General features: G+C 61.5%; 12 protein-coding genes. 3 read left to right on the top strand and 9 right to left on the bottom strand.

Annotation, left to right across the window (positions count from 1 at the left end; genetic code table 11):
• Nucleotides 1–172 precede the first annotated feature (172 nt).
• Nucleotides 173–1,081 (bottom strand): LysR family transcriptional regulator, encoded by a 909-nt coding sequence (locus ACCD02_RS27030; protein ID WP_413308806.1) that lies wholly within the window; start codon nucleotides 1,079–1,081, stop codon nucleotides 173–175.
• Between the two features lie 101 nt (nucleotides 1,082–1,182).
• Between ACCD02_RS27030 and ACCD02_RS27025 the strand changes: the two genes are divergently transcribed.
• The 3 genes from ACCD02_RS27025 (at nucleotide 1,183) to ACCD02_RS27015 (ending at nucleotide 3,518) form a co-directional block, all read left to right on the top strand.
• Entirely contained in the window at nucleotides 1,183–1,881 is a 699-nt protein-coding gene (locus ACCD02_RS27025) for an MOSC domain-containing protein (RefSeq protein ID WP_413308804.1), read from the top strand.
• Nucleotides 1,878–3,140 (top strand): aspartate aminotransferase family protein, encoded by a 1,263-nt coding sequence (locus tag ACCD02_RS27020; protein ID WP_413308802.1) that lies wholly within the window; start codon nucleotides 1,878–1,880, stop codon nucleotides 3,138–3,140. The genes ACCD02_RS27025 and ACCD02_RS27020 overlap by 4 nt, the downstream gene beginning before the upstream one ends.
• A gap of 216 nt (nucleotides 3,141–3,356) precedes the next feature.
• Nucleotides 3,357–3,518: a YqaE/Pmp3 family membrane protein gene (locus ACCD02_RS27015; protein WP_081564967.1), complete on the top strand. Its 162-nt coding sequence runs from the start codon at nucleotides 3,357–3,359 to the stop codon at nucleotides 3,516–3,518.
• 167 nt (nucleotides 3,519–3,685) lie between these two features.
• On the opposite strand, the gene ACCD02_RS27010 is transcribed toward ACCD02_RS27015, so the two are convergent.
• The 8 genes from ACCD02_RS27010 to ACCD02_RS26975 all read right to left on the bottom strand — a co-directional run bounded on the left by ACCD02_RS27010 (nucleotide 3,686) and on the right by ACCD02_RS26975 (nucleotide 12,078).
• Nucleotides 3,686–5,539 carry a prolyl oligopeptidase family serine peptidase gene (locus tag ACCD02_RS27010; protein ID WP_413308800.1) on the bottom strand — a complete coding sequence of 618 codons (1,854 nt, stop codon included), beginning with the start codon at nucleotides 5,537–5,539 and terminating at the stop codon, nucleotides 3,686–3,688.
• Nucleotides 5,505–6,665 (bottom strand): pyrroloquinoline quinone biosynthesis protein PqqE, encoded by a 1,161-nt coding sequence (pqqE, locus tag ACCD02_RS27005; RefSeq protein ID WP_413308798.1) that lies wholly within the window; start codon nucleotides 6,663–6,665, stop codon nucleotides 5,505–5,507. The genes ACCD02_RS27010 and pqqE overlap by 35 nt, the downstream gene beginning before the upstream one ends.
• Entirely contained in the window at nucleotides 6,637–6,912 is a 276-nt protein-coding gene (gene pqqD / locus ACCD02_RS27000) for a pyrroloquinoline quinone biosynthesis peptide chaperone PqqD (protein ID WP_413308796.1), read from the bottom strand. The genes pqqE and pqqD overlap by 29 nt, the downstream gene beginning before the upstream one ends.
• A complete protein-coding gene (pqqC, locus tag ACCD02_RS26995; protein WP_413308794.1) occupies nucleotides 6,909–7,664 on the bottom strand; it encodes a pyrroloquinoline-quinone synthase PqqC in 756 nt (251 codons plus the stop codon). Before pqqC ends, pqqD begins: the two co-directional genes overlap by 4 nt.
• Nucleotides 7,665–7,813: 149 nt before the next feature.
• A complete protein-coding gene (gene pqqB, locus ACCD02_RS26990) occupies nucleotides 7,814–8,725 on the bottom strand; it encodes a pyrroloquinoline quinone biosynthesis protein PqqB (RefSeq protein ID WP_413308792.1) in 912 nt (303 codons plus the stop codon).
• A gap of 170 nt (nucleotides 8,726–8,895) precedes the next feature.
• Entirely contained in the window at nucleotides 8,896–8,967 is a 72-nt protein-coding gene (gene pqqA, locus ACCD02_RS26985) for a pyrroloquinoline quinone precursor peptide PqqA (RefSeq protein WP_124086857.1), read from the bottom strand.
• A 42-nt stretch (nucleotides 8,968–9,009) separates the two neighbouring features.
• Nucleotides 9,010–11,229 (bottom strand): pyrroloquinoline quinone biosynthesis protein PqqF, encoded by a 2,220-nt coding sequence (gene pqqF / locus ACCD02_RS26980; protein ID WP_413308790.1) that lies wholly within the window; start codon nucleotides 11,227–11,229, stop codon nucleotides 9,010–9,012.
• A gap of 33 nt (nucleotides 11,230–11,262) precedes the next feature.
• Nucleotides 11,263–12,078 (bottom strand): carbon-nitrogen hydrolase family protein, encoded by an 816-nt coding sequence (locus ACCD02_RS26975; RefSeq protein ID WP_413308788.1) that lies wholly within the window; start codon nucleotides 12,076–12,078, stop codon nucleotides 11,263–11,265.
• Between the last annotated feature and the right edge of the window lie 14 nt (nucleotides 12,079–12,092).

Here is a 12,092-nt window from a genome sequence, read left to right as displayed (position 1 = left end):
TCGGCAAAATGGATCCAAAGATAATCTACTTCACATGGACGTCGCGCAGGATGCGCATAAAGAGATAACAGGGACACGTAGGGAATACCTGCCAGGATGGTGGGACGAAAGGGATATCACGGGAAACAATATGCAAAACCCCGCTTCGGCGGGGTTTTCTTTTGGGCGCGATTTATGTCGCTGCCAAACCTTCCAACGGTGCCGTGCGCACATCCTCAAGCAACGAACGCAGCAACTCGATGGTTGCCTGCTGGCGCTGCGCATCTCGATAGACCAGGCCAATCTGTAAAGGCACGCGTGGCTCGCTCAAGGGTTTCCATAGCAGCTCCGGGTTCTGCTGCGCCTGTCGGGCACGCCCAGGCAACACGGTTACCAAGTGAGTGTGTTCCAGGCTGTCGAGAATCACCGCCATGCTATTGAGCTCGGCCTGCACATGGGGCCTGCGTCCCAGATTGGCCAACTGTGTCTGCCAGATCTGACGCACCTGGAATTCTTCTCCGAGTAACAGCATCGGCAGGTCCGCCGCCTGATTCAGCGACACTTTCTTGAACTCGCGCAGTGGATGGCTGGCGGGCATGACCAGTTGCAGCTCGTCTTCGTACAGTAACAGGCTGTGCAGCCCAGGCTGACGCGGCGGCAGGTAGCTGATGCCGATATCCAGCGAGCCATTGAGCAGGCGCCGCTCCACTTCCATGCCGGTCAGCTCGTAGATCTGCACGACCAGATGCGGCTGGGCTTTGCGGATGCGTTCAAGCATCTGCGGCACCAGGCTGGGGTGCACGGTTTGTAGTACGCCGATGGCCAGAGTACGCAAAGCCTGACCCTTGAAATGACGCAGGGCCTCCCGCGCTCGCTCCATGCCTTCGAGCAACGGCACCGCGTGGTTGTACAAGGTATGGGCAGCAAGGGTCGGCAACAGGCGTTTGCTGCTGCGTTCGAACAGGCTGACATCCAGGCTGTTTTCCAGATGGCGGATCTGTTGTGACAGTGCTGGTTGCGACAGCGAAAGACGCTCGGCAGCCCGGCCGACATGGCCTTCTTCAAACACCGCGACGAAATATCGCAGTTGGCGCATATCCATAAGTAACTCTTATCGAAAAAGCTCGAAAATCGAAATGGTGGTTCGCCCCTCAGGAGCATAGTCTATCCCCTATTCAAAGGGCATGAGGGCTGAAAATCGTGATGGGCAACGTGACTGTTGAAGGTGTTTACATAGGGAAAGCGAAAAACCTAGGTCACGGATTGATCATCGATATCGATAAGCAGCGACTTGACGGACGCATCTGGTTATGGCCGCAGGGCCTTGGCACCGATGAACACGGCGATCCGCGCTTCCACACCGGCCCGGAACGCGCCGTGCATCACTACCCGGCCGAGCATTACGCCTGGTGGCGCAAGCTCTACCCGCATATCGACTGGAGTGCCCCGGCCTTCGGCGAAAACCTCGCCACCCATGGTGTCACCGAAGAGCAGGTGTGCCTGGGTGACATGTTTCGCTGGGGCGGCGCCTTGCTGCAAATCAGTCAGCCACGTTCGCCGTGCTATCGCCTCAGCCAGCGTTGGGGTCTGCAGGATATGCCACAGGAGGCACAGGATTCCGGTCGTTGCGGCTGGTTCTACCGTGTGCTCAAGCCCGGCTTTGTCAGCGCCGAAGACTCCCTCGAACTGATCCAGCGCAGCTACCCTGGCCTGACTGTGGCCTGGGCCTTGCGCAGCTTCTTTCTCGAACCACTGGAACACGGCAACCTGAAGAAACTGGTGGACTGTCCCGCGCTGTCTTCACGCTGGCGTGACATTGCCCTCAAGCGTCTGCGCAGCGGTCGGGTCGAAGACTGGTCAGACCGTTTGCTGGGTTTGCCACTGGAAGGGCTACGCGCATGAACCTGTTCAAGTTGCGGCGCCCGACCATTGATATTGACGACGCCACCCGCAGCCAGGCCTTGCCCGCGCAACGCCGGGATGTTTCCAGCCGCCACCTGATGCCGGGGGCTGAACGCAGCGATCCGGTATTTGTCCGTGGGCAGGGCTCGTGGCTGTGGGACAGCGATGGCCGTCCATATCTCGATTTCAATCAGGGCGGCGCGGTGAATAGCCTCGGCCATAGCCCCACGGTGTTGATCCGTGCCCTGAATAATCAGGCCATGGCCCTGATCAACCCCGGCGCCGGTCTGCATCATCGCGGCGTGGTCGATCTGGCCCAGCGCTTGTGTGAAAGCACCGGCAGCGACCAGGCCTACCTGCTCAACAGCGGCAGTGAGGCCTGCGAAGCAGCAATCAAGCTGGCGCGCAAATGGGGGAGGCTGCACCGTGGCGGCGCCATTGGCATCATCACCGCGCGACAAGGCTGCCATGGCCGCAGCATCGCCGGGCTGTCGACTTGCGGTTACGAGAATGGTCTGCCCGGTTTCAGCCAGGTGCCATTTAACGACCTGGCCGCGCTGCACAGTGCAGTCGATGCCCAGACCGTGGCGATCATCCTCGAGCCGATCCAGAGCGAGGCCGGGGTGATTCCCGCTACCCATGACTATCTGCAAGGCGTTGCCAAGCTGTGCCGCGAGCTTGGCATCCTGCTGATCCTCGATGAAGTACAGACTGGCATGGGGCGTTGCGGCACGTTGCTCTGTGAAGAGACTTACGACATCCGTGCCGATATTGTCGTGCTTGGCAAAGGCCTGGGCGGCGGCGTGCCCTTGGCGGCGTTGCTGGCGAGGGGCAAAGCCTGCTGCGCTGAATCGGGTGAGCTGGAAGGCAGTCACCATGGCAATGCGCTGATGACCGCTGCCGGCCTTGCCGTACTGCACAGCGTGATGGAGGAAGGCTTTCTGCAACGGGTACGCGAAACCGGTGAATACCTGCAACAGGGTCTGACCCGGCTGAGCCTGCGCTATCAGCACGGCGAAGTGCGCGGCCAGGGTCTGCTCTGGGGCATGCAACTGGACAGCGATTCGGCCGCCGCCGTGGTTGCCGCCGCACAACTCGAAGGCCTGCTGCTCAATACCCCGCAAGCCGACTGCCTGCGCTTTTCCCCGGCGCTGACCGTCAGCCGCGCCAATATCGACGAAATGCTCCAGCGCCTGGGCCGTGCCTTCGCCCGGGCCAGGACTGCCCGCCTGAATCAGGGCCGCAACCCATCGGCCTGAGCCCTGGGCAAACCGAACCGTCGCGTTAGTAACGCGTTGCCCCGCGCCGGATGTCTTGGCGCGGGGCTTTTTTATTGCGAAAGCGGCAGCTCCTGCAGGGAAGGTCATGGCCTCACGATACTGGCTCGTTGCCATTTCCCCGCGGAACCCTGATGCCGCCCCAAGGTCGATTAAGCATGGGGCGTAATTGAACGCCCATCATCAGGAGCCTCACCCATGGATATCATCCGCATCATCATCGCCATTCTGCTGCCCCCGCTGGGTGTGTTCCTTCAGGTCGGTTTTGCCGGGGCGTTCTGGCTCAATATCCTGCTGACCCTACTGGGTTACTTCCCGGGCATCATCCATGCGGTCTACATCATCGCCAGCCGCAAGTAAGCCCGTTCGGATGTCAGCAAACCGCTCGGTCTGAATTGAAATCATGTCCCCTGGGAGCCGGCTTGCTGGCGATTGTTTTGGATCGGTCGGTGAATATGTCGGCTGCTCACCGCATCGCCAGCAAGTCGGCTCCTGCGTTTATAGCGCCAGGCGCCTGACCCTGACGATCAATGGCTCTGCCGCCGCTCCCCCTCCAGCACCGCCTGATAGAACGCGCATTCCTTTTCCAGGGCATCGGCGAGGTTGGCTGCCTTGCGAAAGCCATGGTGTTCGTCGCGATAGTAGTGCGCCTGGACGCGGGTGCCGTTGTCTTGCAGGGCCTTGACCATGGTGCGGGTCTGTTCGGGGACGACCACGGCGTCGAGTTCGCCCTGGAAGAAAATCACCGGCACATGAATGCGTACTGCATGCAGCAACGGGGTGCGGGTCTGATAGCGTTCGGCGTCTTTGATCGGGTCGCCGATCAGCCAATCCAGATAATGCGCTTCAAATTTGTGCGTGACTTTGCCTAGCGCGAGGGGATCGCTGACGCCATACAGGCTGGCGCCGCCACGAAATACATGACGGAAGGCCAGGGCGCAGAGGGCGGTGTAGCCGCCGGCACTGCCGCCGCGAATGAACGCCTGTTGTTCGTTGATCAGGCCGCGTTCGGCCAGGTGGGCGACTACGGCGCAGGCATCGTCGACGTCCGCCACGCCCCAGTTCAGGCGCAGAGCGTTGCGGTAGATGCGGCCATAGCCGGTGCTGCCGCGATAGTTGAGGTCGGCCACGGCAAAGCCGCGCTGGCTCCAGTACTGGATGCGCAGGTCGAGCACCGGATAGCAGGCAGAGGTCGGGCCGCCATGGATAAACACCACCAGCGGCGGTTTGGCTGCGCCATTGATTGGCGGGTAGAAGTAGCCGTGGGCCTGCACCTTGCCGTTGGCGCCGCTGGCATAGCGCAGCGGTTGCGCACGGCTGATACGTGCAGCGGGCAGCGGTGAGCCGCCACCGGCAATCATCTTCGACTTGCGAGTATTGCGGTTGATGGCGATGACGGTGGGCAGGCAAGTGGCTGAGGCGGCGACGCAGTAGATGTTCTCATCGTCGAGGGTCAGGCTGCGGAAGCGACTGTACTCGCCGCTGAAATCGGTCACTACGCCGTGGCTATCGCGCAGGCCCAATACACCGACACCATTTTCCGACCAGGTGGCGAGGTAGGCGCCCATGTCGATGGCCAGCCAGCTGTGCCCGCCCAACTGCCAGGGCGCCGGTGCGTGATCGGCTTCGGCAGCCTTGAGGTGGGTCAGGCCGAAGGAACCCTCGACGCAAGGCTGCCAATAGCCTTCCTGATCACTGAGGCAGTAAAGGCGGTTATGGGCGTCGAAGCAGGGTTGCTGGATGGACTCTTCGTCGCGGTCCCCGGCCAGGCAGCGCGGCTCGGACCATCCCCCCGTCTCCAGGCGCTTGCATATCATCAGCAGCGTACTGGTCCAGGGTTGGTGGGGGTTTTGCCACTCGACCCAGGCCAGTCGCTGCCCGTCAGGGCTCATGGTCGGCGATGCGTAGAAGTCGGCGCCCCGGGCCAGGACCAGGCGCCTGCCGTCGCGGATATCGAAGGACACCAGTTGATGGACGTCTTTGTCTTCTTCCACGGCCAGGACCAGGCCATTGGCGAAGTGCAGGTCGCCGTAGCGCTTGCGGCCACGAGTGAGGGCCTTGGGGTCGCCCTCTTCGAAGGGCTGCACATAGATCTGTTGATCGCTTTCATTGACGAAGATAACCGAGTCTTCCGTCAGGCAGAACGCGCCACCGCCATACTCATAGACCCGGCTGCGCACGCTGAAGTCGGCAGGCGTCAGGCAGGTGATGGTGTCCTCGAATCTGCGCCATATCCGGCTGTTGCCTTCAGCGGGGCGATACTCATTCCAGAACAGGCCGGCCGGGCTGATTTGCAGTTCCGCAAAATCAACGCCTGCCGCTACGGCCTGGGCTGCTGTGAGGGTTTCAGGATCTAGCGATGAGGTGCGAATTTCTGTCATTGCGAAATGCCATCTCGTCTATTTTTTGGCTAGCATACTCGGCTTCTTCGCGGGCTTGAATGATCAATTTATGGTCTAAGGATTTTCCGCATACGGGGTCAGCATTTGCCGCATCCCCGGTCAGCATGAAGGCCTGACAACGGCAGCCGCCGAAGTCTTTTTCCTTCTCATCGCACGAGCGGCAGGGCTCGGGCATCCAGTCATAGCCACGGAAGCGATTGAAGCCGAACGAGTCGTACCAGATGTGTTGCAGGCTATGGTCGCGCACGTTGGGAAACTGGATCGGCATCTGCCGCGCGCCGTGACAGGGCAGGGCTGTGCCGTCCGGCGTAATGGTGAGGAACAGGCTGCCCCAGCCGTTCATGCAGGCTTTCGGGCGCTCTTCGTAATAGTCGGGGGTAACGAAGATGAGCTTGCACGGGTGACTCTCTGCGGCCAGCCTGGCGCGGTATTCATTGGTGATGCGCTCGGCCCGTACCAGTTGTTCTTTGCTCGGCAGCAGGCCCGCGCGGTTGAGGTAGGCCCAGCCGTAGAACTGACAGGTGGCCAGCTCGACGAAGTCCGCTTCCAGGGCCAGGCACAGCTCGATGATGCGGTCGATGCGATCGATATTATGTCGGTGGGTGACGAAATTGAGGACCATGGGGTAGCCATGCTTCTTCACCGCCTTGGCCATTTCCAGCTTGTGGGCGAAGGCTTTCTTGGAGCCTGCGAGCATGTTGTTGACCTGCTCGTCGCTGGCCTGAAAGCTGATCTGGATATGGTCCAGCCCGGCTTCCTTGAAGTCGATGATCTTCTGTTCGGTGAGACCGATGCCGGAGGTGATCAGGTTGGTGTAATAACCCAGGCGTCGGGCTTCGCGGATCAGTTCGGCCAGGTCCTGGCGGACCAGCGGTTCGCCACCGGAAAAGCCGATCTGCGCCGCGCCCATCTGCCGTGCTTCGGCCATGACCTTGAACCATTGCTCGGTGCTCAGCTCCTGGCCTTGCCGGGCAAAGTCCAATGGGTTGGAGCAGTAAGGACATTGCAGCGGGCAGCGGTAGGTCAGCTCGGCGAGCAGCCATAATGGCAGGCCGATTGCGGGTTTCGCTGGCAGCTCAGGCAAGTTCGATCCAGTGTTCAGCACGGGCGACCTCCATGAATTGCTCGACGTCTTCGCCAAGCTCCGGCACACCGGGGAATTGCTCGTCGAGCAGGGCGATGATCGCCGCCACCGAGCGCTCCCCGTCGATCAGGCCACCGATGGCGGCGGCGCTTTCATTAAGCTTGATCATGCCTTCCGGATAGAGCAGCACATGGCCGTTCTGCGCCGGTTCGAACTGGTAGCGATAGCCGCGCCGCCAACCTGGAATGCGATTGCGATCAAAGCTCATAGGGCGATCCCCCGGTGCCAGACCCGTTGGTCGGTGACGCTGTGATAGGGCGGCCGGTGCAGCTCGTAGGCCATGCTCATGGCGTCCAGCATGCTCCATAAAATGTCGAGTTTGAACTGGAGGATTTCCAGCATGCGCTGCTGGCCCTCAAAGGTGGTGTAGTGCTCCAGGGTGATCGCCAGCCCGTGCTCGACATCGCGCCGCGCCTGGCTCAGGCGGCTGCGGAAATATTCGTAGCCGCTGGGGTCGATCCACGGGTAGTGCTGCGGCCAGCTGTCCAGACGCGACTGATGAATGAGCGGTGCGAAAAGTTCGGTCAGCGAGCTGCTGGCTGCTTCCTGCCAACTGGCGCGACGGGCAAAGTTGACGTAGGCATCGACGGCAAAGCGCACGCCGGGCAGCACCAGTTCCTGGGAGCGCAACTGATCCGGGTCCAGACCCACGGCCTGGCCCAGGCGCAGCCAGGCTTCGATACCGCCGTCTTCGCCGGGGGCGCCGTCGTGGTCGATCATGCGCTGAATCCATTCGCGGCGGACATTGCGGTCCGGGCAGTTGGCCATGATCGCGGCGTCTTTCAGCGGGATATTGACCTGGTAGTAGAAGCGGTTGGCGACCCAGCCCTGAATCTGCTCGCGGCTGGCCCGGCCTTCGTACATGGCGACATGGAAGGGGTGGTGGATATGGTAATAGGCGCCTTTGGCGCGCAAGGCCCGTTCGAATTCGGCGGGGGATAGGGCTGGGTGTTCGCTCATTCAATTGTCCCCTGAGGATCATGTGTGGCAATCAATGTGGGAGCGAATTCATTCGCGAAAGCGGTATTTCAGACGGTACACATGCGCCGGATGTACTGGCCTGTTCGCGAATAAATTCGCTCCCACAAAGGTTAGGTGTGAGTCACCATCTACAACTCGATACTCATCCCATCAAACGCTACTTCGACTTCGCGTCGGGTCAGTTCTGCCCGTTGCGGCGAGTCTTCGTCGAGGATCGGATTGGTGTTGTTGATGTGGATAAGTACCTTGCGCTGCCTGGGCAGGCGCTCCAGCACGTCGAGCATGCCGCCCATACCGTTCTGTGCCAGGTGGCCCATTTCCCGACCGGTGCGGGTGCCGACGCCGCGCTGTTGCATTTCGTCGTCGTCCCACAGGGTGCCGTCCACCAGCAGGCAATCGGCCAGTTGCATCTGGCTCATCAGGGCGTCGTCGACCTGGCCCAGACCGGGGGCGTAGAACAGCCGGCCGCCAGTTTTCAGGTCTTCGACGATCAGGCCGATGTTGTCGCCCGGATGCGGGTCGAAACGATGGGGCGAATAGGGCGGTGCGGCGCTGCGCAAGGGCAGCGGGGTGAAGCGCAGGTTCGGGCAGGCGGGAACGGTGAAGCTGCCGTGCAGTTCGATGCGGTTCCACGCCAGGCCGCCATTCCAGTGCTTGAGCATTTCGAACAGCGGGAAGCCGGTGCTCAAATCTTCATGGACCATATCGGTACACCAGACCTGGTGCGGGCAACCTTCGCGCAGGCTGAGCAGGCCGGTGGTGTGGTCGATCTGGCTGTCCATCAGGATGATCGCGGCAATTGCTGTATCACGCAGCGCTCGCCCCGGTTGCATCGGTGCAAAGCTTTGCAATTGTGCGCGGATATCCGGGGAGGCATTGCACAGCACCCAGTTCACGCCGTCATCGGACAGGGCGATGGAGGACTGTGTGCGCGCTTTCGCGTTGAGACTGCCGTCCCGCAGGCCTGCGCAGTTGACGCAGTTGCAGTTCCATTGCGGGAAACCGCCACCGGCGGCTGAGCCGAGAATCTGGATAAGCATGGAGTCGAACATCCCTTTCGCGATTGGTTGTGGGACCGGCTTCAGCCGGGAATACGCCTTCCCGGCTGAAGCCGGTCCCACAGTATTGTTATGCCGATGCCATAGCGTTTGTTGTGCCGGAGGCACTACGAAAAAGCCCCGGCGAACCGGGGCTTCGTGCCGCGTTGCGATCAACGGTTGGCAAAGTACATGGTGACTTCGAAGCCGATGCGCAGGTCTGTGTAGGTCGGTTTGGTCCACATAAGCGTTTCCTCCGGGTAAGTGCCGCGATGGGCGTTACAAGGTTAGTCCAGCTGCGGCGGTAAACGTTCAGGGCCCTGTGTCGCGATGTATATGAAGGTTTGTTTAAGACGTATTACGGCTTGTTGCAGGGCTGCGGCGTCCAGTCGGGCAATGGCCATGGGCAATGCGTCGAAGTAGTCGTCTCCATGTCCGGCCAGATGTGCTTGCCACAGCAGCTGCGCGGCCTGGGCGTAGTCAAGGGCATCGGGCGCGAACTGCGCGGTCAGGGCCTTGGCCTGGGCGGGAAGATCGACGCTGGCAATGAGTCGGGGCAGGTCGTCGATAAACTCTTCCATATGCTCGGCCAGTTGACCGACCGGTGTTCCCGGCGACTGCACGCCGAACAGCCAGCCGACTTGCCCGTTGAGCTGGCGAATACCGCTGAATACTGCGTAGCCCAGTTGCAGCTCGACCCGCAGGCGTTGATAGAAAGGCGCCTGAGCCAGATGAGCGAGCAGGCGCCACGCGGCTTCGTTGGCAAGATCATTGTCGGGCGTCGGGCAGAACAGCAGCAGGGCGTGTTCGGTCGAATCGCAAGGCTGAACGCACCAGCGTCGGCCGGGCTGAACAGTCAGTGGCGCTCGCACGGACAGGGACTCAGTGCCGGGGAGTGGCGTAGAGGGCAGCAATTGCGCCAATGACGCGCCGTGGGCAAAGGCGATCCAGCGGCTGCTTTGCCAGAGAAGTGAAAGGTCCTCGGTTTCGGCGCGGTGCTCGGGCAGGTTGTAGTCCGGCAGATGGTTGAGCAACTGACGAATGGGGATCAGTGGGGCTTTGTCGGCAGGTTCGGCTGAATTCGCTGTGATGAGGCAGCGCAGGGCGCTATCGGCAATCGCTGCCATGGGCGCGGCAAGGCCGGTCAGGGCAAGTTGCCAGTAAACGTCATAGGCGCTGAAGCTCAGATTGACCCCGGCTTCATTGGCTTGTTCGATCAGGGCGCCAAGGCCGCTATTGAGTCTGCGCCAGAGCGTCGGGTGTGCGGCGGGCAGCTGCCAGCGCAGGAATAGCGCGGCTTCGTTACCGCTGTCAGTCGCCGATGCGAGAAAAGGGTTAGGCGCGGGTAATTGCCATTCGATGGCTGTGTCCGGGGGTGGGCCTTGTAGTTGATCGAACAGTGCTGCAAGCGCGAGGGCGCCCTGATCAGACAACTCGCCGGGCAGTTTGCGCGCGTGGTGATGGGCCAGGTCCAGGGCGCTGCAGGTGTGCAGGCGCAGTTGTTGGCGCAGGTTGTATTCGTGGCGCAGGGCGGGCCAGTGGGTTTTGAAGAAGTCCAGCCAATCGAAAAATATCAGGGGCCCTCTCGCGGATGAATCCGCTCCCACAGGGGGGCACGGACAACCTGCGGGAGCGAATTTATTCGCGAAGACGGCGCCAGCAGCACCGTCGATCCTGAGCAAAGCCTGCCCGGCGAATTGATACAGCACCTCGGCCCCAGCCAACCAGCTACAGAAAAAACCGAGCGCCTCATCCGCCCCATCCGGCAAATCTTCACAGGCAAACAACAGCGGCACTGTCGAAGGCTTGTCGAATAACGGTGGCGGTTCAGTCTGTGCCACGCGAATCCCCGGCGCAAATAACCCGCCCGCACTCAACGCCAGGGCCCGCAACTCCTCCACCGGCTGCGGCCCGCTCAGGCACAGACGCATCTGCCCGGCCTGATAAAAGCGTCGATAGAAACCCATCAGCCCTTGCTGAAAAGAGGCGTCCGGCACCGGCAGGCTGTAGCGGTTACCAGAGTGAAAGCCGCGCAATGGATGTCGGGGCGATAGATTGGCCAGCAGCGCTTGCTGCGCGCGGGCGTTGGCATCCCGGGACCAGGCGATGAATTCGGCGTGCAGCACTTCCCGTTCGCGCAGTTGCTCGGCCAGGGCCATGCGCGGATGAGCGAGCATGTCGCACAGGCGCTCCAGACCTTGGCTGAATGTGTCCGGGGGCAGTTCGAAGAAAAAGTCGGTGCAGCGCTCGCGCGTGCTGGCGTTGACCTGCCCGCCATGGCGCTGGACGAAGGTCATCAGGTTGTCGGCCGCTGGAAAGCGTTTGGTGCCAAGGAAAAACAGGTGCTCAAGAAAGTGTGCCAGTCCCGGCCATGCCAGAGGGGCGTCATGGCTGCCCACCGCGACTCGCAAAGAGGCTGCGCTGCGTTTCAGGCGTGGTGCGTGGCACAACACCACGCCCAGGCCGTTGGGCAGGATCAGGTCTTCGCGGGTTTGCTGAACGGGCATGGCTGGCAACGGCTCGACAAGGGAGCCCTCATGCTAGCGCGTTGTCGTGTTTGAGTCGTCGCTCAGACGCGTATACAACTCGGCCCGGCGATCCTTGAAGTAAGGATTAAGCGTGCGCGAATTGTCGAGCAATTGCCGATCCAGAGTGCCGAGAATCAACGTCTCGTCACGACCGGCCAGGGCGATACGGCTGCCGTCCGGGGCGCACAGGCTGCTCAGGCCGCAGTAGCGGATCTGCCCTTCGCTGCCGCAATAGTTGGCGTAGGCCACATAGCACTGGTTTTCATAAGCCCGGGCCCGAACCGTGACATCAGCGACAAAATCATAGGGCTCCATGTTGGCGGTCGGCACCAGGATCACGTCGGCACCGGCCAATGCGAGGTCCCGGGTGTTTTCCGGGAACTCGACGTCATAACAAATCAGCAGTCCCAAGCGCCAGCCGTTCAGCTCGAACACGGGCAGCGAGGTAGCGCCGGGGCTGAACATTGCTCGGTCCAGATCGCCATAGAGATGGGTCTTGCGATAGTTGCCAAGGGTGTTACCCGTGGCATCGATCAGTTGCACGGCGTTATAGACCCGGCCGTCGTCACGCTCGGGGTAGCCGTACAGAATCGCAATGCCATTGGCCTGGGCCATGGCGGCAATGCGGCTGGCCGCCGGGCCGTAACTCAGTTGCGCCAGTTCCTGCACCGCAGCGGCACCGATGTTGTAGCCGCTCAGGTACATCTCCGGGCAGACCAGCAGGTCCGCGCCCTGTTGCGCGGCAATACGCGCCTGCTGCGCCAGGCGTTGCAGATTGCCGTCGATATCCAGCGGCAGCGGCGGGCATTGATACAGGGCGATACGCATGGGCGCGGCTCCAG

This window comes from Pseudomonas sp. Pseusp88 (assembly GCF_047303955.1).
Lineage (GTDB): Bacteria > Pseudomonadota > Gammaproteobacteria > Pseudomonadales > Pseudomonadaceae > Aquipseudomonas.
The sequence above is the reverse complement of the archived record's forward strand: the minus strand, read 5'-3'. Positions and strand labels throughout refer to the sequence as shown.

Coding starts and splice junctions, on each gene's coding strand:
- ACCD02_RS27030 (WP_413308806.1), bottom strand. CDS start 1,081: ATGGATATGCGCCAACTGCGATATTTCGTCGCGGTGTTTGAAGAAGGC.
- ACCD02_RS27025 (WP_413308804.1), top strand. CDS start 1,183: ATGGGCAACGTGACTGTTGAAGGTGTTTACATAGGGAAAGCGAAAAAC.
- ACCD02_RS27020 (WP_413308802.1), top strand. CDS start 1,878: ATGAACCTGTTCAAGTTGCGGCGCCCGACCATTGATATTGACGACGCC.
- ACCD02_RS27015 (WP_081564967.1), top strand. CDS start 3,357: ATGGATATCATCCGCATCATCATCGCCATTCTGCTGCCCCCGCTGGGT.
- ACCD02_RS27010 (WP_413308800.1), bottom strand. CDS start 5,539: ATGACAGAAATTCGCACCTCATCGCTAGATCCTGAAACCCTCACAGCA.
- pqqD (WP_413308796.1), bottom strand. CDS start 6,912: ATGAGCTTTGATCGCAATCGCATTCCAGGTTGGCGGCGCGGCTATCGC.
- pqqC (WP_413308794.1), bottom strand. CDS start 7,664: ATGAGCGAACACCCAGCCCTATCCCCCGCCGAATTCGAACGGGCCTTG.
- pqqB (WP_413308792.1), bottom strand. CDS start 8,725: ATGCTTATCCAGATTCTCGGCTCAGCCGCCGGTGGCGGTTTCCCGCAA.
- pqqF (WP_413308790.1), bottom strand. CDS start 11,229: ATGCCCGTTCAGCAAACCCGCGAAGACCTGATCCTGCCCAACGGCCTG.
- ACCD02_RS26975 (WP_413308788.1), bottom strand. CDS start 12,078: ATGCGTATCGCCCTGTATCAATGCCCGCCGCTGCCGCTGGATATCGAC.